The sequence below is a fragment of the Acidovorax sp. GW821-FHT10A04 genome (assembly GCF_059415825.1).
This window is the reverse complement of the sequence record NZ_JBWKNZ010000002.1, coordinates 180,330-204,252: the sequence shown is the minus strand read 5'-3', so window position 1 is coordinate 204,252 and position 23,923 is coordinate 180,330. Positions and strand designations below refer to the sequence as shown.

General features: G+C 69.6%; 20 protein-coding genes. 5 read left to right on the top strand and 15 right to left on the bottom strand.

Going from position 1 to position 23,923, the window contains the following annotated elements; genetic code table 11:
* Positions 1–24 precede the first annotated feature (24 nt).
* From AC07PF_RS05350 to AC07PF_RS05330, 5 genes are all read left to right on the top strand, one after another.
* Entirely contained in the window at positions 25–1,305 is a 1,281-nt protein-coding gene (locus tag AC07PF_RS05350) for a TRAP transporter large permease (RefSeq protein ID WP_494611104.1), read from the top strand.
* Between the two features lie 62 nt (positions 1,306–1,367).
* A complete protein-coding gene (locus AC07PF_RS05345) occupies positions 1,368–2,372 on the top strand; it encodes a TRAP transporter substrate-binding protein (protein ID WP_145693946.1) in 1,005 nt (334 codons plus the stop codon).
* 98 nt (positions 2,373–2,470) lie between these two features.
* On the top strand, positions 2,471–3,331 hold the full coding sequence (locus AC07PF_RS05340; RefSeq protein ID WP_494611103.1) for a shikimate dehydrogenase: 861 nt from the start codon (positions 2,471–2,473) through the stop codon (positions 3,329–3,331).
* 25 nt (positions 3,332–3,356) lie between these two features.
* Positions 3,357–4,250: a 4-hydroxyphenylpyruvate dioxygenase gene (locus AC07PF_RS05335; RefSeq protein ID WP_007861496.1), complete on the top strand. Its 894-nt coding sequence runs from the start codon at positions 3,357–3,359 to the stop codon at positions 4,248–4,250.
* 14 nt (positions 4,251–4,264) lie between these two features.
* Positions 4,265–5,167: a sugar phosphate isomerase/epimerase family protein gene (locus tag AC07PF_RS05330; RefSeq protein WP_007861495.1), complete on the top strand. Its 903-nt coding sequence runs from the start codon at positions 4,265–4,267 to the stop codon at positions 5,165–5,167.
* Here AC07PF_RS05330 and AC07PF_RS05325 read toward each other — a convergent pair.
* The 15 genes from AC07PF_RS05325 to glnE form a co-directional block, all read right to left on the bottom strand.
* Positions 5,164–5,601, bottom strand: a complete 438-nt coding sequence (locus AC07PF_RS05325) for a nuclear transport factor 2 family protein (protein WP_007861494.1) — start codon at positions 5,599–5,601, stop codon at positions 5,164–5,166. The genes AC07PF_RS05330 and AC07PF_RS05325 overlap by 4 nt on opposite strands.
* 23 nt (positions 5,602–5,624) lie before the next feature.
* Positions 5,625–6,407 carry an SDR family NAD(P)-dependent oxidoreductase gene (locus AC07PF_RS05320; RefSeq protein ID WP_007861493.1) on the bottom strand — a complete coding sequence of 261 codons (783 nt, stop codon included), beginning with the start codon at positions 6,405–6,407 and terminating at the stop codon, positions 5,625–5,627.
* Positions 6,404–6,949, bottom strand: coding sequence for a DUF3833 domain-containing protein (locus AC07PF_RS05315; protein ID WP_007861492.1), 546 nt, complete (start codon positions 6,947–6,949; stop codon positions 6,404–6,406). The genes AC07PF_RS05320 and AC07PF_RS05315 overlap by 4 nt, the downstream gene beginning before the upstream one ends.
* Positions 6,949–8,241, bottom strand: coding sequence for an MFS transporter (locus AC07PF_RS05310; protein ID WP_494611102.1), 1,293 nt, complete (start codon positions 8,239–8,241; stop codon positions 6,949–6,951). The genes AC07PF_RS05315 and AC07PF_RS05310 overlap by 1 nt, the downstream gene beginning before the upstream one ends.
* Positions 8,238–8,783, bottom strand: a complete 546-nt coding sequence (locus AC07PF_RS05305; protein WP_494611101.1) for a chalcone isomerase family protein — start codon at positions 8,781–8,783, stop codon at positions 8,238–8,240. Before AC07PF_RS05305 ends, AC07PF_RS05310 begins: the two co-directional genes overlap by 4 nt.
* A gap of 9 nt (positions 8,784–8,792) precedes the next feature.
* Positions 8,793–10,013, bottom strand: coding sequence for an SAM-dependent methyltransferase (locus AC07PF_RS05300; RefSeq protein WP_007861489.1), 1,221 nt, complete (start codon positions 10,011–10,013; stop codon positions 8,793–8,795).
* Positions 10,014–10,061: 48 nt separating this feature from the next.
* Positions 10,062–10,847 carry a DUF1365 domain-containing protein gene (locus tag AC07PF_RS05295; RefSeq protein ID WP_494611100.1) on the bottom strand — a complete coding sequence of 262 codons (786 nt, stop codon included), beginning with the start codon at positions 10,845–10,847 and terminating at the stop codon, positions 10,062–10,064.
* Positions 10,844–12,151: an NAD(P)/FAD-dependent oxidoreductase gene (locus tag AC07PF_RS05290; protein ID WP_494611099.1), complete on the bottom strand. Its 1,308-nt coding sequence runs from the start codon at positions 12,149–12,151 to the stop codon at positions 10,844–10,846. Before AC07PF_RS05290 ends, AC07PF_RS05295 begins: the two co-directional genes overlap by 4 nt.
* Before the next feature lie 245 nt (positions 12,152–12,396).
* Complete coding sequence (locus tag AC07PF_RS05285) at positions 12,397–12,981, bottom strand: glutathione peroxidase (RefSeq protein ID WP_007861486.1); 585 nt, start codon at positions 12,979–12,981, stop codon at positions 12,397–12,399.
* Positions 12,982–13,229: 248 nt separating this feature from the next.
* The gene (locus AC07PF_RS05280; RefSeq protein ID WP_007861485.1) at positions 13,230–14,438 is read right to left on the bottom strand and encodes an HD-GYP domain-containing protein; all 1,209 of its coding nucleotides are present in this window, start codon (positions 14,436–14,438) and stop codon (positions 13,230–13,232) included.
* A 96-nt stretch (positions 14,439–14,534) separates the two neighbouring features.
* A complete protein-coding gene (locus AC07PF_RS05275; protein WP_494603881.1) occupies positions 14,535–17,645 on the bottom strand; it encodes an efflux RND transporter permease subunit in 3,111 nt (1,036 codons plus the stop codon).
* 21 nt (positions 17,646–17,666) lie between these two features.
* Positions 17,667–18,875, bottom strand: a complete 1,209-nt coding sequence (locus AC07PF_RS05270; RefSeq protein ID WP_007861481.1) for an efflux RND transporter periplasmic adaptor subunit — start codon at positions 18,873–18,875, stop codon at positions 17,667–17,669.
* A 52-nt stretch (positions 18,876–18,927) separates the two neighbouring features.
* Positions 18,928–20,352, bottom strand: a complete 1,425-nt coding sequence (locus tag AC07PF_RS05265) for an efflux transporter outer membrane subunit (protein WP_007861479.1) — start codon at positions 20,350–20,352, stop codon at positions 18,928–18,930.
* Positions 20,349–21,083: a TetR/AcrR family transcriptional regulator gene (locus AC07PF_RS05260; RefSeq protein ID WP_494611098.1), complete on the bottom strand. Its 735-nt coding sequence runs from the start codon at positions 21,081–21,083 to the stop codon at positions 20,349–20,351. Before AC07PF_RS05260 ends, AC07PF_RS05265 begins: the two co-directional genes overlap by 4 nt.
* Before the next feature lie 90 nt (positions 21,084–21,173).
* Positions 21,174–23,918 carry a bifunctional [glutamate--ammonia ligase]-adenylyl-L-tyrosine phosphorylase/[glutamate--ammonia-ligase] adenylyltransferase gene (gene glnE / locus AC07PF_RS05255; RefSeq protein ID WP_494611097.1) on the bottom strand — a complete coding sequence of 915 codons (2,745 nt, stop codon included), beginning with the start codon at positions 23,916–23,918 and terminating at the stop codon, positions 21,174–21,176.
* Positions 23,919–23,923 lie beyond the last annotated feature (5 nt).

Here is a 23,923-nt window from a genome sequence, read left to right as displayed (position 1 = left end):
GCGCCTCTTCCCGAGAAACACACCATGACCGTCGCGATCTTCATCGGTTCCCTGCTGCTGGCCATGGCCATCGGCATTCCCATCGCCTATGCGCTCTTGATCAGCGGCGTTGCGCTGATGTGGCACCTCGACCTGTTCGACGCGCAGATCCTGGCGCAGAACGTGATCAACGGGGCCGACAGCTTCCCCCTGCTGGCCGTTCCCTTCTTCATGCTGGCCGGCGAGATCATGAACGTGGGCGGCCTGTCCAAGCGCATCGTCAAGCTGGCGCTGGCGCTGGTCGGCCACATCCCCGGCGGGCTGGGCTACGTGGTCATCATGGCCGCGGTGATCCTCTCCGCGGTCTCTGGCTCGGCCGTGGCCGATGCCGCCGCGCTGACCTCGCTGCTGCTGCCCATGATGGTGGCTGCGGGCCACGCCAAGGAGCGCTCGGCCGGCCTCATCGCCTCGGCCGGCGTCATCGGGCCCATCATCCCGCCGTCCATCGGCTTCGTGATCTTCGGGGTGGCGGCCAACGTCTCCATCAGCAAGCTGTTCCTGGCGGGCATCTTCCCGGGGCTGCTGCTGGCGGTCGCCATGGCCGCGACCTGGTGGTGGCTGGGCCGCACCGAAAAGGTCACGCCGCCACCGCGCGCCACGCGGGCCGAGCTGGGCACCGCACTGCGCGAGGCGGGCTGGGCCCTGGGCCTGCCGGTCATCATCCTGGTGGGCCTGCGCATGGGCGTGTTCACGCCCACCGAGGCCGCCGTGGTGGCCGCGGTGTACGCCCTGCTCATCTCCATGGTGGTCTACCGCGAGCTCAGCTGGCGCGAGCTGGCCGGCATTTTCCAGGCCGCAGCGCGCACCAGCGCCGTGATCATGTTCCTGGTGGCCGCCGCCATGGTGTCGGCCTGGCTCATCACGGTGGCCGACCTGCCGAGCAAGGTGATCGGCATGCTCGAGCCCTTCATGGGCAACCCCACCCTGCTGTTGGTGGCCATCATGGTGCTGGTGATGGTGATCGGCACCGCCATGGACATGACGCCCACCATCCTGATCATGACGCCGGTGCTGATGCCGGTGGTCAAGGCCGCCGGCATCGACCCCGTCTACTTCGGCGTGCTGTTCATCATCAACAACTCCATCGGCCTCATCACCCCGCCCGTGGGCACCGTGCTCAACGTGGTGGCAGGTGTCGGGCGCATCTCCATGGGCCAGGTCACGCGCGGCGTCATGCCCTTCATGCTGGCGCAGTTCGCGGTGATGTTCCTGCTGGTGATGTTCCCCGCGCTCGTCACCGTACCGCTGCGCTGGCTCGGTGGCTGATCCGCCCGCCCGTTGCTGCCGCACCCCCTTTTTCTGCCCGTCCTAAAACCAAGGAGACATCCATGAAACTCTTGAAGACCCTGCTTGCCACGGCCCTGGTCGCCGCATCGCTGCTGCCTGGCGCCCACGCGCAGGAGCGCACCATCAAGTTCGCCTTCCAGAACCAGAAGGAGCACCCCCAGGCCCAGGGCGCGCAGAAGTTCGCCGACCTCGTGGCGGCCAAGACCAATGGCCGCATTGCGGTCAAGCTCTTCCCGGGCGGCACGCTGGGCGGTGACCTGCAGACCGTCTCGGCACTGCAGGGCGGCACGGTGGAGATGACGGTGCTCAACGCCGGCATCCTGTCGGCCCAGGCCAAGGAGTTCGGCATCTACGACTTCCCCTTCCTGTTCGCCTCGCCGCAGGAGGCCGATGCCGTGACCGATGGCCCCTTCGGCAAGAAGCTGCTCGACAAGCTGCAGGCCAAGAACCTCGTGGGCCTGGGTTACTGGGAGCTGGGCTTTCGCAACCTGACCAACAGCAAGAAGCCGATCACCAAGGCCGAGGACATCGCGGGGCTCAAGATCCGCGTGATCCAGTCGCCGATCTACATCGACATGTTCAACGCCCTGGGCGCCAACGCCGTGCCCATGCCCTTCCCCGAGCTTTATACCGCCATGGAGCAAAAGGCGGTGGACGGCCAGGAGAACCCGTTCTCGACCATCCTCTCGTCGAAATTTGCCGAAGTGCAAAAGCACCTCACGGTCACGCGCCACATGTACAACCCCCAGGCCGTCATCGTCTCCAAGAAGTTCTGGGACAGCCTGAACCCGGCCGACCAGAAGGCCGTGACCGAGGCCATGGCCGAAGCCACCACCTTCCAGCGCAGTGTCTCGCGCTCGCAGGCCGACGTGGCGCTGGAGGAACTCAAGAAGGCCGGCATGCAGGTCACCGAATTCTCGCCCGCCGAGGTCGACAAACTGCGCGCCAAGGTCAAGCCCGTGGTCGAAAAGCACAGCGACAAGGTCGGTGCCGACACGGTGCAAGAGGTCTACGCCACGCTGGCCAAGCTGCGCGGCGGCAAGTGATCCCGCAACCCGCATGGCCCTGGCGCTTTCCGCCCGGGCCATGCGGGACGGCCTGTATTCCCATGGACTCCCCGCTGCTTCTCGATTCCCCGCCCACCATGTCTTCCACAAGCCCCCGCAAGGTACTGATCGGGCTGATCGGTGCAGGCATCCAACAATCGCTGTCGCCCGCGCTGCACGAAGAGGAAGCGCGGCACCACGGCATGCGCCTGCACTACCAGCTGATCGACCTGGACCGCTCCGCCTCGTCGCCCGAGCAACTGCCGACCCTGCTGTCGGCCGCACGCATCATGGGCTATGCGGGCTGCAACGTGACCTATCCCTGCAAGCAGGCGGTGATCCCGCACCTCGACGACCTGTCCGAGGAGGCCCGGGCCATGGGCGCCGTGAACACCGTGGTGGTGCAGGGCGGCCGGCTGGTGGGGCACAACACCGACGGCTCCGGCTGGGCCTGGGGCTTCCAGCGCGCCCTGCCGCAGGCCGACCTGTCGCATGTGGTGCTGCTGGGCGCGGGCGGTGCCGGCGCCGCGATTGCGCATGCCGTGTTGCGGCTGGGGGCGCAGCGCCTCTCCATCGTCGACGCGCAGCCCGAGCGGGCCGCCCAGCTCGCAGCGGATGTGAATGCGCTCTATGGTGCGCGGGCCCAGTCCAGCGATATCGCCACCGCCATGGCGCAGGCCACGGGGCTGATCCATGCCACGCCCACAGGCATGGACAAGCTGCCCGGCCTGCCCCTGGACGTGGGCCTGCTGCGCCCGGCGCTGTGGGTCTCGGAGGTGGTGTACTTTCCGCTCGAAACCGCCCTGGTGCGTGCCGCGCGCGCGCTGGGCTGCCCGGTCTCGGACGGCGGCGGCATGGCCGTGGGCCAGGCCGTGGGCGCCTTCGAACTGTTCACGGGCGTGGTGCCTGACGCGGCACGCATGGACGCCCACTTCCGCCGGCTCGTGGCAGCCCGCTGATCTTCCTTCTTCTGGAGCGCATTCCATGAGCACACCGATGACGGCCGACCGTGAATCCCTGGGCACCCTGCCCAACCCCCTGGGCCTGCAGGGCGTGGAGTTCATCGAGTACGCCACGGCACGCCCCCAGGCGTTGGGCCAGGCGCTGGAGCGCATGGGATTCAAGCCCGTGGCGCGCCACCGTTCGCGCGAGGTGCTGCTGTACCGCCAGGGCGGCATGAACATCATCGTCAACGCCCACCAGGGCGAGGGCGCCGGCGCCAAACTCCCCGCCCCCGGCGATGCGCCGGTGCTGTCCGCCATCGCCTTCCGGGTGGGCAATGCCGCGGCCGCCTACCGCCGCGTGCTGGAGCTCGGCGCCTGGGCCGTGCACACCGAGGTCGAGGTCATGGAGCTCAACATCCCGGCCATCCACGGCGTGGGCACGAGCCGCATCTACTTCGTGGACCGGCACCGCGAGTTCTCGATCTACGACGTGGACTTCGTACCCATCCCCACGGTGGACCCGCGCCCGCCTGCGCAGCATGGCCTGCACCTGTTCGGCCTGGTGCAGTACATCGGCCTGGACCGGCTGGCCGACTGGACCGCCTTCTATGGCGAGCTGTTCGGCTTTGCCGAGCTGCCGCCCGAGCAGAACTTCGGCGTGCTGACGCAGGGGCGCATCCTCGCCAGCCCCTGCGGCACGCTGTACTGGCAGCTCATCGAGCCGTTGATCGACGCGCTCGATGCCGACCCGGGCGAGCTGCTGCAGCGCGTGGCCTTCGGCACCGGCGACGTGCTGGCGACGGTGGCGGCCCTGCGCGCGCAAGGGGTGGACTTCGTCGAATCGCCCACGGGCGTGCACAGCGAGGTGCGCGGAGCGCTGACACGCGCCGAGGCCGGCGGTGCCAGCTTCGAGCTGGTACTCGATCCCCGTTGAAGGAATTCACCACCATGCGCGCCCAGGCCATGCAACGCAACGTCGCCGATTTCGGCATGGACACCATCAGCCTCGCCGGTCCGCTGGAGGCCAAGCTCGCCGCCGTGAAGGCCGCCGGCTTCGGCCAGATCATGCTGGCCGCGCGCGACCTCGTCGGCCACCCAGAGGGCATCGATGCCGCCGTGCAGGCGGTGCGCAGCAGCGGCCTGCGTGTCACGGGTTTCCAGGTGCTGCGCGACTTCGAGGGGCTCTCGGGTCACCTGCACAGCTACAAGGTGGGCATTGCCCAGCAGATGATCCTCATGGCACGGGCGCTGGGCACCCGCGTGCTGCTGGCCTGCAGCTCCACTTCGCTGCACGCCACCAACGACCCCGATGCCATCGCCCGCGACCTGCGCAAGCTGGCCATGCTGGCACTGCCGCACGGCATCCGCATCGCGTTCGAGGGCCTGTCCTGGGGCCGGCACATCAACGAGGTGCACCAGGCCTGGGCCGCGGTGCAGCGGGCCGACTGCCCCAACCTGGGCCTGGCCATCGACTCCTACCACCAGTTCGCCACCAGCACGCCGCTCGAGGCGCTGGAAGGCGTCGACCCGGAGCGCATCTACCTAGTGCAGCTGTCGGACTTCATGTGGCAGGAAACGCGCACGGTGCAGGAGCGCATCGACACGGCGCGGCATTTCCGCGTCTTCCCGGGCGAGGGCGTGCACAGCCAGGCGCTGGTCGAGCTGGTGCGCACGCTCGACGGCATGGGCTACCGGGGTGACTACAGCTTCGAAGTCTTCAACGACGACTACCAGCAACTGCCCCTGCCCTATGTGGCCGGCCGGGCCTGGAACAGTGCCGTGTGGCTGGCCGAAGGGGTACTGCAGCGTGCCGTGCCCCTGCCAGGGCACCTGCGGCTGATGGGTCGCTAGCTGTTGGCGCGCTTCTTGAGCCAGCGCATGAGTCCACCCACCATGGGCAGCTTCTCGTACAGTTCCTCGGCTGCGTCCCAGTAGTCGCGGTGCAGCGTGACCAGGCCCTGGCCGTCGAACACCAGGTGCGAGGCGCCGCGCACGGTCTGCGTGGTGCCCTTGTGGAAGTTGCGGAAGGCAAACAGGAACTCCCAGGTCAGAAAGCATTGCTGCCCCTGCACCACGCGACCGGTGACCACGAAACGCGGCTGCTCCAGCGCCACGAACATGTGCTCGAAGATGTGCCGGATGGCGGGCAGGCCCTGCACCTCGTTGAACGGGTCCTTGAAGCGCGCATCGGCCGCATACAGGTGCCCCAGCGCCGCCACGTCGGCCGGGGCCAGGGTCTCGAAGAAGGCCACGACGCGGGTGACGGCTTCTTCGGTGGATAGCATGGTGTCTGGTGGCGGCATGGTGCTCAAAGTCCGGTGAACTTGCGGATCGCCGGAAAGTACCACCCATAGGGCAGCACGCGCAGCATTTTCATCACGCGCGTGAAGCGCTTGGGGAAATGGATGTCGAACGCGCCCTGCCCCCAGCCCTTGAGGATGGCCGTGGCCGCCTCTTCGGGTGTGATCAGCGCTGGCATGCGAAAGTCATTGCCCTCGGTGAGCGGCGTGGCCACGAAGCCGGGGTTGACCACGCTCACGCCCATGCCCAGGCCGTGCAGGTCCAGGTACAGCGCCTCGGCCAGGTTGATCAGTGCCGCCTTGGTCGGGCCGTAGGCCAGGCTCTTGGGAAGCCCGCGGAAGCCGGCAACGCTGCTGACCAGGCTCACATGCCCGGCGCGGCCCGACTTCGCGGCGGCCAGCATGTCCGGCAGCACGGCGGCCAGCAGGTGCAGCACGCCGGTGTAGTTCACCTGCTCGTGGCGCAGCATCACGGGCAGGTCGAACTCCGTGGCGCGCATGTGGTGGTAGGTGCCTGCGCAGTAGCACACCAGGTCCAGCGGACCGCCCGCCAGCACCTGGGCTGCGGCCGCCTTCACGGCGTCGGGCACGGCGGTGTCCAGCGGCAGGGCGATGCTGCCGGGGTGCTGCACGGCGAACGCATTGAGCGCCGCCTCGCTGCGGGCCGAGACGATGACCTGTGCGCCGCGCGCGTGCAGGGCCGATGCCGTGGCCCGGCCGATGCCGCTGGAGGCGCCCACCAGCCAGGCACGGCGGCCCTGCCAGTCGCGCAGGCGGGGGTTGAGGCTCATGGCAGTCGCTTGGTGAAGGACAGCGTGATCTCGCCCAGCCGCACGCCGAACTTGCGCATGGTGGCGCGGTTGAGCATCACGCGCTCGTCCATGAGGTACATCCAGTCGTCCAGGTCCACGTGGTAGACCGTGCCGTCCACGGGCAATGCCAGCGTGTAGTTCCAGCGGAAGGCGTTGCCGCGCACCTGGCCCACGGCTTGGCCGATCACGTCGCCGGCCGTGCCCGTGTAGCGGCCATCGGCCTCGCGCGTCAGGCGCCAGATGCGCCGCTCGGTGCTGCCGTCCGAATAGGTGAAGGCCTCGTCCAGCACGCCCTGGTTGCCGGTCCACTGGCAGTGCATGACCACGGTGAAGCGCTTGACGATCTTGCCGCTGCGGTCCTGGAACATGCCGTGCGCGTCGACCACGCCGTTGAAGTACTGCGCGAGGTCGAGCACCGGCTTCTCGGCCGCATAGTCGGCCACGTTCTGGCCGGCGCAGCCCGACAGCGCCAGGGGGGCGGCCACGGCCGCCGTCGAAAGAAGAAGCAAGCGTCGCTGCATCACGGTCTGCCTTGGAGGATGGGGTGGGCTGGGTGCGCGGGTTTGCGCAGGATCAGGAGGTACAGCGCCGCGGTGGCTGCGAGCTTGAGTGCGCAGGGCAGCACGGCATAGGCCAGGGTCAGGGTGTGCAGGCCTTCGGGGCTGCGCGTGCCGGGCGTGTAGCCCAGGGTGTCGAGCAGGGGCAGGACCAGGCCCGCAGCCAGCGCCAGGTTGAGCTTGGTGGCAAAGTTCCACCAGCCGAAGTAGGCGCCTTCGTGCTGGCCGCTGTCGCCTTCGGCCGCCACCACGCCGGCCAGCAGGGCGCCGGGCAGGGCCAGGTCCGTGCCCAGGGCCACGCCCGAGAGTGCGCACACCGAGAGAAAGGGCCCGCTGTCGCCCGCGCCGAGCGCCGCCGTCCAGCCGAACACCGCCACGGCCAGCAGCATGCCCGCCAGCCAGGTGCGGGCCAGCCCCCAGCGCGCCACGGCCCGCAGCCACAGCGGAATCGAGAGCGCGGCGCAGAGGAAATACGCAGCCAGGAACATCGGCTCCTGGCCCGGCGGGGCCTGCAGCCGGTCCTGGATGAAGAACAGCACCAGCGTGGCCGGTACGGCGCTGGCGATGCCATTGAGCACGAACACCGCGAGCAGGCGGCGAAAGGCGGGTCGCGTCCAGGGCCGCCACAGCTGCGCACGGTCGGTGGCGTGGGGCGCAACCGCAGCGGGCCGGGGGGCGCGCAGCCACGCCAGCCAGCCCAGCACCAGCGTGGCCGCGAAAACGCCCAGCATCACTGGCAGGCCCAGCAGCGCCGGCAGCACGGAGGCGAGCACCACGCCCACCAGGGCCGCGCCCTCGCGCCAGGCCACGATGCGGCTGCGTTGCAGCTCGTCGCCGCCCAGGCGTGCGCCCCAGGACTGGTGGGCAATGCCGAGCTGGCTGTAGGCCAGGTAGCTGACCAGCAGGCAGGCCAGGGCCCAGGCGGCGAGCGCACCCTGGCCCTGCACCCGGGGGAAGAACAGCGCGGTGAGCCCGACGGCCAGCACCACGGCGGACACGGCCCCCGTGGAGAGAACCGCCAGGGGCGAGCGCTCGAACAGCCGGTCGGCCCAGCGGCCGAGCAGCGGGTCCGAGACGGCGTCGAACAGCCGTGCGGCCAGCAGCACGCCGCCCAGCGTGGCCAGGGGCATGCCGAACTCGCGCGCATAGTGGTTGGGCAGCAGCACGTACAGCGGCAGCGCCACAAAGGCCAGCGGCAGCCCGAGCAGGCCATAGGCCAGCCCCTGGCGCCAGGGCAGCGCCGTGCCGGTGGTCATGGCGTTCCCGCGGCCGCAGGCGGCGCGATCAGCGCCTGGCGCAACTCAGGCTCCGACGTGCGGGGCGACAGCCAGATGCCGAAGAACAGGCGCGAGAACTCGGGGTCCTTGACCTCGCCCACCACCTGCCCGCCCATCTGGAACACGGCACCCGCCCCGGGCTGGTAGATGCCGGTGAGCTGGTCGCCGGCCTTCACGTCGGGCAGGGCGGCCTGCAGCGCCTGTTGCCAGCGCGTGGCCTGGGCGGGGGTGAAGCGGCCCACGCGGCGCATCTCCTGGATCGAGCGCCTGGCGATCGCTTCGGCCGTGAATTCGCGTTGGTAGGCCAGCTGGAGCACCAGCGGTTGGGCGGCGTAGTTGCTGGCGTCGAAGCCCGGGCTCACCCACAGCTGTGCGCTGTAGATTTCGAAGCCCAGAAAGCGCAGTGTGCCCTGGCCGGCCTGGCGCAGCCCGGCCAGCGGCTCTGCGCCTGGCGCCTGGGCCAGCGACACCCCGGGACACAGCAAGGCCAGGGACAGGGTGAGTGCGGTGGCATGCTTCATGGGCATGGCTCAGTCGCGCACCAGGGTGTACTGCACGAGGTTGATGTTGGCCATGGCAAAAGCCGCCTCGCAATAGGCCAGGTAGAACTCCCAGATGTGCAGGAAGCGCTGGTCGAAACCGAGCTGCAGGATCTGCGCTCGCTGGGCCAGGAAACGCTCGCGCCAGCGCCTGAGGGTCTCGGCATAGTCCTGGCCGAAAGCGAACTCGTCCACCACGCGCAGGCCGGCGGCCTCGGCCTCGCGGCGGAACTCGCGCGGGCAGGGCAGGCAGCCGCCCGGAAAGATGTACTGCTGGATGAAATCGGTGGAGCTGATGTAGCGCTCGAACAGGCCATCGTCGATCACGATGCTCTGGATGCAGGCCTTGCCGCCGGGCTTGAGCAGGCGCCGCACGGCCTGGAAGTAGGTCGGCCAGTACCCGCGGCCCACGGCCTCGATCATCTCGATGGAGCAGACCGCGTCGTAGGGGCCGTCAGCGATGTCGCGGTAGTCCTGCAGGCGCAGGTCCGCCCGGTCGGCGGTGCCACTCGCTTCCATGCGGCGTCGCGCGAAGTCGAGCTGTTCGGTGGAGAGCGTCACGCCGGTGAGCGAGGCACCGAACTCGGTGGTGGCCATCTCGGCCAGCGCGCCCCAGCCGCAGCCGATCTCCAGCACCCGGTCGCCCGCCTGCACGCCCGCCATGCGCAGGGCGCGGCGCACCTTGGCATGCTGGGCGGTGCGCATGTCGCCGCCGGCATCGCCCTCGAACCAGGCCGACGAGTAGTTCATCGTGTCGTCCAGCCACAGCGTATAGAACGCGTTGCCCAGGTCGTAGTGGGCGTGGATGTTCTTCTGGCTGTTGGCACGCGTGTTGCGGTTGAGCAGGTGCTTGATGCGGTACAGCAGCCGACCGGCCCACGAGCCGTAGATCACGCCCTCCACCTGCTGGCGGTTGGCGATGAAGACCCGCAGCAGATCCGTGAGGTTGGGCGTGGTCCAGTCGCCCGCGATGTAGCTCTCGGCAAAGCCGATGTCGCCGGACTTGAGCGCCGCCTTGCAGACATTCCAGTTCTTGAGTGTGATGGCCGCGGCGGGCCCATCACCCTGGTGGTCGCCGAAGTGCTGCAGCGTGCCATCGGGCAGCTGCACCGTGAGGCTGCCATGCTGCAAGCGCTGCATCAGGCGCAGGGCCGTGCGGGCGGCAGCGGGGGTGCCCCGTGGCAGGGTGGGTGCGAGGGTGGTGCTGTTCATGGCGGGCCGGATGGACAAGGGGTTTTCGGGGCGGTGCCGTGCCGGGGCTCAGCGGGTCACGATGGAGGCGGGTGCCTCGGGCTTGCGGTGAAAGCGCACCCGCTTGGCCCACAGCCGCAGGGCGTGCCAGTGGATGCGGGCGATCAGGGCCAGAGTCATCGCCGGGTAGCCCCAGAGGGCGTGGCGCAGGGTCTTGCGCGTGATGGGCGCCAGCGTGCCGCTCACGCTGGTCTGCAGCAGCGGGCCGAGGGCGTCGTCATGGTCGATGCGCACCACGGTGCGCTCCTGCCCGCCCTGCGCGGTGCGCAGGAAGCGAAAGCGGTAGCCGCCACTGATGTCGCAAAAGGGCGAAACATGGAACACCTTGCGCGCATGTAGCTCGGCGCCATAGCGCGGCGCATCCAGCAGGTAGCAGTGGCGCTCGCCGAAGGTGTTGTTGACCTCGACCACGATGGCGCGCAGGCTGCCGTCCGGACGGTGGCAGTACCAGAAGCTCACGGGCTTGAAGGTGTAGCCCAGCACGCGCGGGTAGCAGTGCAGCCAGACCTCGCCGGTGGCGTCCGCGATGCCCTCGGCGCGAAGCAGTTCGTCGACCCAGGCGAGCGCCCCGCCCTGCGCCGGGCCGCGGCCGTCGCCATGGTCCGTGTCGTGAAAGCTGATGACGCCGGGCCGGTTCACGGCCAGCAGGCCGGCCGGCTGCGCGCCCAGCGTGCGCAGCGGCAGCATGAGGAAGAAGGTGGGGTAGGCAAACGCATGCCGCGTGGGGCGCAACCGCGTGTGGCGCACTTGGCCAAAGCCCAGCAGCGGCTCGGCGCTGCGCGGAGCCGTTGTCATGCGGCCTCCGCCAGGAGCGCCGGCATGCGGGCCTGCAATTGCTCGGCCACGGCCAGGCCGGACTTCAGCCCGTCCTCATGGAAGCCATAGCCCGTCCAGGCGCCGCAGAACCAGGTGCGCTCGCGCCCCTGGAGTTGCGCCACGCCCTTTTGCGCACGGATGGCCGCCAGGTCGAAGACCGGGTGGGCGTAGTCGTAGCGGCCGATCACCTGGCCGGGGTCGATCTCGGCCACCGGGTTGAGCGAGACCACGACCGGCTGCGTGAACGGCACGGGCTGCAGCTGGTTGATCAGGTAGTGTAGGCACACGCGGGCCGACTCGCGGCCGCGGTCCGGTGCGCGCTCGTAGTTCCAGGCGGCCCAGGCGGCGCGGCGCCCGGGCAGCACCGAGGTGTCGGTGTGCAGCACGGCATGGTTGGCCTGGTAGCGGATGGCGCCCAGCACGGCGCGCTCCTGCAGCGTGGGCTGGGCCAGCAGGGCCAGCGACTGGTCCGAATGCGTGGCCAGCACCACCTGGTCGAAGCGCTCGGTGTTGCCGGTGGTCACCACGCGCACGCCCGCAGCGTCGCGTTCGATGCGGCGCACGGGGGTGGCGAGGCGCTTGTCCTCGATGCCGGCCACGATCTTGTCCACATAGTGGCGCGCGCCGCCGGCCACCGTCCACCACTGGGGGCGGTTGCTGACCTGGATCAGTCCATGGTTGTGGCAAAAGCGCACCATGGTCGCCACGGGGAACTGCAGCATCTGGTCGGTCGGGCAGCTCCAGATGCAGCCCAGCATGGGCAGGAAGTACCAGTCGCGGAAGGCATCGCCGAAGCGGTGCTCCTTGAGGAAATCGCCCAGGGGCTGCATCAGCGCGGCATCGGCCTGGGCCTCGGCCAGGCTTGTGCACAGCCGGTTGAAGCGCAGCAGGTCGTAGAGCATGCCCAGGAAACGCGGGTTCAAGAGGTTGCCGCGCTGGGCGAACACGGTGGACAGGCTGGTGCCGCTCCACTCCAGCGTGCGCCCGCCGCCCAGCGCTTGCGGCACCTGGACGGAAAACGACATGTCCGACGGGGCGGTTTCCACGCCCAGTTCGGCCAGCAGGCGGATCAGGTTCGGGTAGGTGCGCTCGTTGAAGACCAGGAACCCGGTGTCCACCCCGCAGGCCACGTCCCCGGAGGGGCCGGGCAGGGTCACGTCCACGGTGTGGGTGTGGCCGCCGAAATGGCTGCCGGCTTCGTAGAGGGTGATGTCGGCCTGGTCGCGCAGCCGGTGCGCCACTGCCAGGCCGGAAATGCCGGAGCCGACGATGGCGATCTTCATGGCCGGCTCCCTCTGGCCGGCTGGCTGAATAAAAAAGTTGCGAAGCGTCCCGAAACGAATAAGAGAGGGAGGGAGGAGAAGCGCTCCAGGAGAACAGTCGGAACCCGTGGGACCGAAAGGCTTCGCAACGTTAAAACGGATGGACGCTCATCACGTCCTTGCGTTCGATAGAGTAAGGCCGTTCCGCAGAAGTTCCAGAGGTTCCTCCGCATTTTTTTGAAGAAATGTAAAGAAAACATTCGTGTTCACCGGGTTGGTGCGGTGGCCAGCTGTTGTTCGATGGCACGGACCAGGCTTTTGCTGTCCGGCGCCGTGAGGCTGGTGTAGCTGTCCACCAGCTTGCCGTCGCGGCCCAGCAGGTACTTGTGGAAGTTCCAGCGCGGTGGGCCGGACATCTGGGCCAGCTGGCGGAACAGCGGCGAGGCCTCGGCACCGGTCACCACGCTCTTGGCGAACATCGGGAATTTCACCCCGAAGGTGTTTTCGCAGAAATCCGCGATCTGCTGGTTGCTGCCGCTTTCCTGGGAGAAGTCGTTGCTGGGAAAGCCCAGCACCACCAGCCCCTTGTCCTTGTAGCGGGCATAGAGGTCTTCGAGGCCCTTGTACTGCCCCGTGAAGCCACAGAAGCTGGCCGTGTTGACCACCAGCACGACCCGGCCAGCGTACTGGCACAGCGATTGCGGTTTCTCGTCCTGCAGGCGCAGGTAGGTGTGTTGCAGTGTGGCCGGGCAGGACTCGGGGGACGCCGCGAGGGCTGACGACGGCGCCACGCCGAACCACAGAAGGGCTGCCACCGGGGCCAGGGTGCCAAGGCGCGAAAACTGGATCATGAGAGCACCTCCCGAGTTGTTGGTGGCCAATTTAACCAATGAATCATATTTTGTCCAGATAAGTTTTTATTTGTACTGATTGGTTTTTTTTGGCGGCGGCACTTGCAAGCGCCGGCAGCGCTGGCGTTGCCGTGTGTGGGGAAGTACGCAGCGAAAGCGCGGCTGGATGCGTGGACGCGGCCCCAGGGGGTGGAAACCCCTGTGGAACTGGCAAGGACAGGCCGGTGGGCCGTGCAGGCCCGGGGGAATCAGACCAGCGGCAGCAGCCGGTTGAGCGAGAGCTTGACGCGCACGTCCTTGTGCGCGACCACGCCGACGATCTTCCACTGGGGCTGGGCGGTGTCGCGGGGAATCAGCTCACCCGTGGGCATGCCCAGCCGGTTGGTGACCACAGCCACGCGCGGTGTGGTGCCCGTGCTGCCGCGGCGCAGCACCACGGCCACTTCCTGGCTGGCGAGCTTCACGAAGGCGCCCGGCGGGTAGATGCCCAGGGCCTTGACCAGGGCCGCTCCGGCCTCGTCGACCTTCTGCTCCTCGTCGTAGTAGCTGGCCTGCATGGCGGCGGTCACCGGCATGGGCGAGCGCGCTGCGCGCGGCGCCAGCCGGGCACCGAAGACGTCGGCGCGCTGGATCAGCCGGGCCATCTGCAGGCCGGGGCTCTTCTGGCCGAAGGCACCCGGGGTGCGGTGGTGGTGGTGGCGCACGGCCTCCAGCCACAGTTCGCTGTGCACGCCCAGTTCGCGGAGCAGCGCTTCGGAGCGGGCCGCGTGGTTCTCCACGGCGGTGATCTGGGTCGAGGTCAGGGGCTGGGCCTGCTGGGCCAACTGGTCCTGCAACTCGGTCATGGCGATGTTCATGGACAGGGCGGCCTGGCCCACGGTCTGCACCTGGGCCGCAGGCCAGCGCAGCATTTCCCTGGCCACCACCATGCACACGCAGGACACCAGCATGGCGTGGGTGCCGCTGTACATGCGTGTCTCCTGTGCCGACAGGTAGATCAGGGCCAGCAGCGTGGCATCGGGCGACTGCTCGCAGTTGCGCGCCAGTTCGGCATGCAGGGGCTGGAAGCGGTCCGGGAAATCAAGGGCGTGCGGGCTGCGCAGCAACTGGGTCGCGCGGTCCTGCAGGGCCGGCCAGTCCACCATGTAGGGCGGGGCATCGCGCTCGCGCGAGGCCGCATGGGCGCCTGCCGTCAGCTTGACGGAGGCCAGCTCCCCGAGGTTGGTTTCCTGCCTCAGCATGCGTTGCAGCTGGGCCACGTAGGCGCGGTAGCTCTCGCCGGACTCTTCCACGTCCACGCACAGCTGGCGACCCCGGCTGAGCATGGCGCCCAACTCGTCCCGGGTGTGCACCACGAAGCCTTTTTGGGCCAGCAGCGTCCCATCGGCACCCCGCAAGGCGAATGGCAGCGGGTGGCCGAGCTGGATCGATCCGACGTTGATGGTGACGAGGTTCATAGCGGTAGGCCATTATCTCGCCGCCCCGGGGCGTGTTAAAGGGCGCAAACCCGGGTGGTTTGCGCCCTTTTGCGCGGATGACGGGATGTGTTGCCGTCAGGGGATCGCGGGTGCCTGCTCCGGCCTGGAGGTCGGTGCCCGCGGCGGCAGGCCGCGCAGGCGCCGCAGCATGCGGCCGAACCACTGGCCCACGTCGTCCACCCCCGTGAACACGGCCGGGATCACCAGCAGGCTCAGGAAGGTCGAGGTGATCAACCCGCCGATCACCGCCACCGCCATCGGCGAGCGGAAGCTGGCGTCCGCCGCGCCGAAGCCCACGGCGATCGGAAGCATGCCCGCACCCATGGCCAGCGTCGTCATGATGATCGGCCGGGCGCGCTTGTGGCAGGCGTCGATCAGCGCCTCGAAACGCGTCATGCCATGCTCGCGCCGTGCCAGGATCGCGTACTCCACCAGCAGGATGGAGTTCTTCGTCGCAATGCCCATGAGCATGATGAGCCCGATCAGCGAGGGCATGGAGAAGCTCTTTTGCGCGATCAGCAGGCCCACGAAGGCGCCGCCCAGCGACAGCGGCAGCGCCGCCAGGATGGTCACCGGGTGCAGGAAGTCCTTGAACAGCAGCACCAGCACGATGTAGATGCACAGCACGCCGGTGAGCATGGCCAGGCCGAAGCTGGCGAACAGCTCGCCCATCACCTCGGCGTCACCGATGGTGATCTGGCGCACGCCGGGCGGCAGGTTCTTGATGGACGGCAGCGCATCCACGGCCTTGGTCACGTCGCCCAGAGGCAGGCCCGAGAGCTCGATCTCGAAGTTCACGTTGCGCGAGCGGTCGTAGCGGTCCACCACGGCCGGGCCGCCGCTGAACTCCAGCGTGGCCACCTGGCCCAGCATCACCGGGCCCTTGGAGCCGGGCACGGCCAGGCGTTCGAGCAGCGACAGGTCCTTGCGCGCATCGTCCTGCAGCTTGACCACGATGGGCACCTGGCGCGAGGCCAGGTTGAGCTTGGGCAGCGACACGTCGTAGTCGCCCACGGTGGCGATGCGCAGGGTCTCGGCAATGGCGCTGCTGGTCACGCCCAGGTCGGCGGCGCGCGCGAAGTCGGGGCGCACCGCGATCTCCGAGCGGATCAGGCTGGCGGTGGAGGACACGCTGCCCAGGCCGGGGATGGTGCGCAGGTCCTTCTCGACGGCGAGAGAGGCTGTCTGCAGTGCCTGCGGGTCGTCGCCCGTGAGCACCAGCACGTACTTTTCGCCCGAGCCGCCCAGGCCGACCTTGCTGCGCACGCCGGGCAGGCTCTCCAGCGCGGCGCGGATCTGGTTCTCGATGCCCTGCTTGCGCGGCCGGTCGCCGCGGTCGGCCAGCAGGATGGTGAGCGTGGCCTTGCGCGTCTCGGCATTGGCGCTGCCCATGAAGGGGTCGGAGCCCGCGGAGCCGCCGCCGATGGTGGTGTAGACGCTCTTGACGTGGTTCACAGCGGCCACGCGCTGGCGCGCGTCCTCGGCCACCACGCGGGTCTGGGCCAGCGTGGCACCGGGCGGCAGCTCCAGGTAGACCTGGGTCTGGGAGTTGTCGTCCGGCGGGATGAAGCCCGTGGGCAGGAGCGGGATCAGCGCCAGCGAGCCGATGAAGAAGGCTCCCGTGGCGATGAAGGTGATCCAGCGGTGCCGGATGCACCAGGCCGCCCAGCGCAGGTACCAGCCCATCCAGCGCGGGTCCTTGTGCTCGCCGACGATGGGCTTGAGGATATAGGCCGCCATCATCGGGGTCAGCACGCGCGCCACGACCAGGCTGGCGAACACCGCCAGCGCCGCGGTCCAGCCGAACTGCTTGAAGAACTTGCCGGCGATGCCGCTCATGAAGGCCGTGGGCAGGAACACCGCGATCAGCGTGAACGTGGTGGCCACCACGGCCAGGCCGATCTCGTCGGCCGCCTCCATGGCCGCCTGGTAGGGCGTCTTGCCCATGCGCAGGTGGCGCACGATGTTCTCCACCTCCACGATGGCATCGTCCACCAGGATGCCGACCACCAGCGACAGCGCGAGCAGCGTGATCACGTTGATCGAAAAGCCCAGCAGGTACATGCCGATGAAGGCCGGGATCACCGACAGCGGCAGCGCCACGGCCGAGACGAAGGTCGCGCGCCAGTCGCGCAGGAACAGCCACACCACCAGCACCGCCAGCAGCGCGCCTTCGTAGAGCAGGTGCATGGAACCGTCGTATTCCTCCTGCACCGGCGCCACGAAGTTGAAGGCCTCGGTGATCTCCAGGTCGGGGTGTTGGGCGCGCATCTCGGCCAGGGCCGCCTGCACCGCGGCGCCCACTTCGACCTCGCTCGCGCCCTTGCTGCGGGCCACCTCGAAGCCCACCACGGGCTTGCCATTGAGCAGGGCCATGGCGCGCGGATCGGCAAAGGTGTCGGAGACGGTGGCCACCTGGTCCAGGCGCACGTGGCGGCCGTCGGACAGCGACAGCGTGAGGCCCGCGAGCTCCTGCGCCGACTGCACGGTGGCCAGGGTGCGCACGGGCTGCTCGCTGCCGCCCAGGTCGGTGCGGCCGCCCGCGCTCTCGGTCTGCACCAGGCGCAGCTGGCGCGAAACGTCGGCCGCCGTGGCGCCCAGCGCCTGCAGCTTCATGGGATCGAGCGCCACGTGCACCTGGCGGTCCACGCCGCCCACGCGGTTCACCGCGCCCACGCCGCGCACGGCCAGCAGCTTCTTGGCGATGTCGTTGTCCACGAACCAGGACAGGGCCTCGTCGTCCATGCGGCGCGAGGCGATGGTGAAGGCCAGCACCGGCTGGGCCGCCAGGTCCATCTTGGTCACGATGGGGTCGCGCACGTCACCGGGCAGGTCGCCGCGCACGCGTGCCACGGCCGAGCGCACGTCATCGAGCGCCTCCTGCGTGGGCTTTTCCAGACGGAACTCGGCCGTGATGGTGGCGCCGCCGTCCTGTACCTTGGTGTAGATGTGCTTCAGGCCCTGCAGCGTGGCGATCGAGCTCTCGACCTTGCGTGCCACATCGTTCTCGAGCTGCGCGGGCGAGGCGCCGGGCAGCGACACGGTCACCGAGATGGTGGGCAGGTCGATGTCGGGGAAGTTCTGCACCTTCATGCCGTTGAACGACAGCAGGCCGCCGAAGGTCAGCAGCACGAACAGCATCAGCGCCGGTATGGGGTTCTTGATCGACCAGGTAGATACATTCATGGTGAATGCTCCTTGCTCTTCTTACTTGGTGGCCGAAGCCGGGGCGGCCGCGGTGGGCACGGTCGCCGTGCCCTGCACCCCGACGGGCGCGGTGTTGGACACGCGCACCAGATCGCCGTCGTTGAGGAAGCCGGCGCCGCGCACGGCGATGGCGGTCGTTGCCTCCAGGCCCGAGAGCACCTCCACCCGGTCAGCCACGCGCCGGCCAGTCTGGATCTTGCGCTGCTGCACGCGCTGGTCGCCGCCCAGGGCGAACACATAGGAGAAGCCATCGCGCACCACCAGGGCTTCCTGCGGCACGGTCAGGGCCTCGCTGCTGCCGAGCGCGAACTCGCCGCGTGCGAACATGCCGGGCAGGATGGCGCTGAGCGTGGCCTTGGGGTCGATGGGCGTGTCGGTGGCGGACGACGGCAGGTCCACATAGACCAGGGCGTTGCGCGTCTGCGGGTCCACCGTCGGGCCGACCATGCGCACCGTGCCCTGCACCGTGGTGCCGCTGGCGGCCGTCACGCTGACCTTGGAGCCGGGCTGGATGCGTGCCAGCTCGGTCGAGGTGACTTCGGCGCGCCATTCGAGCCGGCCCTTGCGCACCATGCGGAACAGCTCGGTGCCGGCGCCCACGACCGCGCCCACGGTGGCGCTGCGGGCCGAGATGATGCCGCTGTCGGGCGCCACCACCTGGGTGTATTTGAGGCGCAGCTGCTGGGCGTTGAGCTGGGCCTGGGCCGCCTCGACGCGCGCCTGGGCGGTCTTCTCGGCCGTGGTGTACTGCTGGATCTGCTGCTGGCTCAAGGCGCCCGAGGCCTGCAGCGAACGCGCGCGCTCGGCATTGGCGGCGGCCTCGGCGGCCGTGGCCTGGGCTTCGAGCACGCTGGCGCGGCCCTGGGCCACCTCGGCCTGCGTGGTCTCGGCCGAGAAGGTGGCCAGCACCTGGCCGCGCTTGACCACGTCGCCCACGTTGACGCGCACGTCGGTCAGGCGCAGGCCATTGCTTTCGGCGCCGATGATGGCCTCCTGCCAGGCGGCGACGTTGCCGTTGGCGGCCAGGCGCAGGGGCACGGCGGTGCGCTGCGGCTGTGCGGTCGTGACCGTGAGCGCCGGGCGCGGCTGGTTGGCCTTTGGCTCGTCGGCAGCGCGCGAGGCGCCCGAGAACACCAGGGCGCCGGTGGCAGCCAGGACGCAGGCGGCAACGACGGCCAGCGTGGAAGCGGAGAGTTTGAACTGGTTCATGAAAGGGGTCCGTTCATCCGGAAGGTGTCAGGAAAAATGGGGGGTGCCGGGCTCAGCGGGTGCCGGCCTGGGCGGTCTCGGCCAGGCCGGGGGCCGTGGTGTCCCAGCCGCCGCCGGCTGCGCGGTACAGCGCGATCCAGGCAGACTGGCGCTCGTGCTGCAGGGCCAGCAGCGCGTTCTGCGCGGCCAGCGCCGTGCGGCGTGCGTCCTCCAGCTCCACCAGGCTGGCCAGGCCGCCGCGCCAGCGCGCGTCGGTGGCATCGAACGAGATGCGGTAGCCATCGGCCGCGGCGCGGGCGCTGGCATTGCGCTCGGCCGTGCTCTGCAGCCGCACCAGGGCCTGCTCCACCTCGCTCACGGCCTGGCGGATGCGGGCGCGGTACAGCGCCACCGACTCGTCGTAGCGCGCGCGGGCCGCATCGACCTGCGCCGCGCGGCGCCCGCCGTCGAACAGCGGCAGGCTCAGGGTCAGCGGGCCCAGCGTCCAGGCGTCCACGTCGAGGGTGGTGCCGCCGGCGCGGCTCCAGGCCTTGCCGATGTTGCCGCTGAGCGACAGGCGGGGATAGCGCTGTGCCTGGGCGTTGCCCACCTCGGCACTGGCGGCTGCGACCTCGCGCTCGGCGTTGTAGACGTCGGGGCGCTGGGAGATCACCTGCGCGGGCAGGGCGGCAATGGCGAACAGGCTGTCGGGTGCGGGCGTGATCGGCATTGCCGTGATCAGCTGGCGCAGCGCGGCCTCCTCCTGGCCGGTCAAGGCCACCAGGGTCTTGAACTCCACGTCGCACTGCATGCGCTGCTGCGAGGCGCGCGCCGCGGCCTCGGCGGCGCTGGCGCGCGCCAGCGCGGCGGTGGCCGGGGCCGTGAAGCCGGCGCGTTCGCTCAGGTCCGACAGGCGCGAGGTCTCGCCGCGCGAGCGCGCATCGCGCTCGGCCACGTCCAGCTGCTGCAGGCAGGTGCGCAGGCTGCTGGTCTGCAGCGCCACCTCGGCTGCCACGCTCACGCGCGCTTCGTGCCACAGGGCCTGGGCGCCGGCCAGGCGTTCGCTGGCCGCGTCGCGCGTGGCGGCATTGGCGCCGAACAGGTCCACTTCCCAGGCTGCCTGCAGGCCCGCCTGGCTGGTGGTGGCCAGGCCGCCGACCTGCGCGTTGGCGCCACGGCTGGTGGTCGCCTGGGCGTCGAGCGTGGGCTTCAGGGCGGCGCCCGCCGTGGTTTGCGTGGCGCGGGCCTGCAGCAGGCGCGATCGGGCCTGGGCCAGGCTCGGGCTGATGCCCTGCGCGGCCTCGATCAGCGGCACCAGCGCGGGGTCGTTCCACTGGCGCCACCACTGCGCCAGGTCGGCCATCTGCCCGCCATGCGGCAGCGGCGCGACCCAGCCCGCAGGCGCCTGCACCGGGATCGCCTGCGGCGGTCGCGCGGTGCTGCAGGCGCCCAGCAGCAGCACGCCGCAGACGCCCAGGGTTCGAACAAACAATGTCATTCCTCTTCCTCCTTGTTGTTGTGCCTGCGCCGTTCGCGCAGTGTCTGGCGGCGTGCCACTTCGCCCTGGATCATGGACATGGCATAGCCGGTCAGGCGTTCGGCCCAGGCGTCCGCGGTGGCGGGGCCTGCGAGTTGGGGGGCAATGGCGGCAATCGCGTCGCGCTGGGTCCACAGCAGCATGACCAGGCCGCCGATCGAGAACGCCAGGCGGTGCATGTCGTCGTCGATGTCGGGCACGCCCATGTGCTCGCACAGCAGGCGTGCCAGCGCCATGTGCGGGGCCTTGCATTCGCGCTCGATCAGCTCGGGCCAGACATGGGTGGGTTCGAGCAGCTCGCGCACATGCAGGCGCGTGGCCTGGCGGACCAGATCGTCGTGCTTGAGCGGCTCCAGCAGCCCTGTGAAGTAGGCCTGCAGGGCCTGTTGCAGGCTGAGCCCGGGGGCGGCAAACACCTCGATGAGGTCGCTGCCGCTGCCAAAAGGCTCATAGAAGGTGGCGGTGTACAGCTGGGCCTTGTCGCCGAAATGGTAGCCGATGGCGGCCACGTTGGTGCCTGCCGCGACGGCGATGGCGCGCACCGAGGTGCGGGCAAAGCCACTTTCGGAAAACAGCCGCAGCGCGGCCTGCAGCAGGCGTGCGCGCGTGTCGTCGCCATCGCTGCGCGCGGCACGGGCGGGGCGCGCGGCGCGCTTGGCAGCGGGCTCAGAAATGGGCGGGGCAGAATGCATGGCGGTGGATTAAACCACCATAATTCAAACAAGTGTTTAAATTAGCGTGACATTCGGCAACAGGCCGCCGCGGGCCTGGGTGGGCCCGGCTCAGTCGCCGCTGCCGAACACCGCCGCCCAGAGGGCCAGCACGGCGTCGCGCTCGGCCTGCAGGGCCGGGGGCGTGACCTGGGTCGGGGCCTCGTCCAGGCGCGCCCGGTGCTGCACGCGGCGCAGCTCGCGGTAGGCGTCGGCGGCGGCCTGGCCTACGCCGGCCGGCAGCAGGCCGACCTGCTCGGCGCGCTGCAGCAGGGCGATGTTGCCCACGTTGGCCACCAGTTCGGGGTGCGCCGCCGATTGCGAGAGCACCAGGTACTGCACGGCAAATTCCGCGTCCACCATGCCGCCCACGCTGTGCTTGACATCGAATTGCCCGTCGCGCGTGGGGTGGGCCTGGCGCACCTTTTCGCGCATGGCCACGATCTCATCGCGCAGGGCCACCGGGTCGCGGGCCGAGGTGATCACGGCCGTGCGCACGGCGTCGAAGCGGGCTTCCAGTGCGGGGCTGCCCATCACGAAGCGCGCGCGCGTCATGGCCTGGTGCTCCCAGGTCCAGGCGGTGTTGCTGCCGCGGCGTTCCTGGTAGTTGGCATAGGCCTCGAAGCGCGTGACCAGCAGGCCCGAGCTGCCATTGGGGCGCAGCGCGGTGTCGATCTCGTAGAGGTCGCCCTCGCCGGTCTTCACCGTGAGCCAGTTGATCAGCTTGCGCACGAAGGCGGCATACACCTCGGGGGCGCGCTCGTCGTCGTCGTCGAAGACGAACACGATGTCCAGGTCGCTGCCGTAGCCTAGCTCCTTGCCGCCGAGCTTGCCGTAGCCGATCACCGCGAACTGCGGCACGTCGCGGTGGCGCGTCTTGAGGCGGCTCCAGCACCACTGGGCCGTCACGCGCAGCACGCTGTCGGCCAGGGCGCTCAGGTCGTCGGCCACCTGTTCGACCGTGATGCGGTGCTCCACGTCGCGTGCCAGCGTGCGGAAGGTCTCGGCATGCTGGGCGCGGCGCAGCAGGTTCAGGAGGGTCTCGTCGTCGTCTTCCCCGGTGGAGGTGATCGAGGCCAGGCGCATGGCCAGTTCGCGCTCGAAATCGGCCACCGAGAAGCGCTCGGCCAGCAGGGCGTCGCCCACCAGCTCGTCGATCACGCCGGGGTGCTGCAACAGGTAGCGCGCGGGCCAGCGGGCCGCACCCAGCAGGTGCAGCATCTGCTCGTGCACCGAGGGGCGTTCCAGCAGCAGCGCCAGGTAGCTGTCGCGGCGCAGCAGGGGCTCGAGCCAGTTGGCCATGCGCACGGCGGCCTCTTCGGTCACCCGGCCTTCGTTGAGCCACTGGGCGGTGCGCTGCACCAGGCGGAACAGGCGCGCGCGTGTCTCATCGCGCAGGCCCTGCACGCGCGGATGGCTGCGCCACTCGGCCACGCGCTCGCGGAAACCGGGGGGCAGCTGTTCCAGCAGCGCCTCCAGCTCGGGTGGCGGGGGCGCGGCCGCGCGCGGGCCGCCGCAGCCGCCCTTGCTGCACTGCTTCTTGCCGTTGCCGCCCAGCAGGGTGTCGAACTCCTGGGCCACCAGTTCGCGGTGGGCGTCGAGTTCGTGCAGGAAGGCGCAGCAGTCGGGGTAGCCCATGGTGCGGGCGATCCAGGCCAGGTCGTCGTCGCGCGTGGGCAGCACATGGGTCTGCTGGTCATCGAGGTACTGGATGCGGTGCTCCACCCGGCGCAGGAAGACATAGGCGCGCGCCAGGGCGTCGGCCGTCTCCTGCGGCATCAGGCCGGCCTGGGCCAGGCGCTGCAGGGCATCGAGCGTGGGGCGCCGGCGCAGCTCGGGGAACTGGCCGCCGCGCACCACCTGCAGCAGCTGCACGGTGAATTCGATCTCGCGGATGCCCCCGCGCGAGAGCTTGACGTCATTGGCGCGCTCGGGGTGGCCCGCGCTGCGCTTGGCCGCATGGTCGCGGATCTGGCTGTGCAGCAGGCGCAGCGCATCGAACACGCTGTAGTCCAGGTAGCGGCGAAAGACGAAGGGCAGCACCACGCCGCGCAGCGCCTGCACCTCGGTGCTGGCAATGCACTCGCGCGGTGCCACCACCCGGCTCTTGAGCCAGGCAAAGCGTTCCCATTCACGGCCCTGTACCTGCAGGTACTCCTCGAGCGCCGCCAGCGAGACGGCCGCCGGACCCGAGTTGCCGTTGGGCCTGAGGGCCAGGTCGACGCGGAACACGAAGCCATGCTCGGTGGTGTCGCCGACCAGGCTGTAGATGGCCTTGACCGCGCGCGCGAAATACTCGTGGTTCGAGATCTTGCCCCGGCCGTCCGGCGTGCCGGCGGTCTCGCCATCGTGCTCGTAGACGTAGATCAGGTCGATGTCGCTCGATACGTTGAGCTCGCGCGCGCCGAGCTTGCCCATGCCGATGATCCACAGCTGCACGGCCTGGCCTTCGGGGCCCTGGGGGGCGCCGTGGCGCGCGTCGAGCTCCTGGCGCGCATGCCGGCAGGCGCGGTCCAGGGCCAGTTCGGCCAGCTCGGTGACGGCACAGGTGATGTCGGACAGCGGCGCCTGCCCATCGCAGTCGAGCTGGATCAGGCGTTCCATGACCAGCTGGCGCAGCACGCGCAGGGCGGTGCCGGTGTCGTTGCCGCGTGCCAGCAGGGCATCGCAGACGGTATCCATTGCGGCGCGCCGGGGTGCCCCGGCCGGCAGCAGGGTCAAATCGCCGGCGTAACGCCGGTGCAGGCGCTGCAGGAAGCGGGAATGCCCCGCCAGCGGCTCGCCGTCCTTGAAGGGGTCGTTACAGGACATGGGCATGGTGG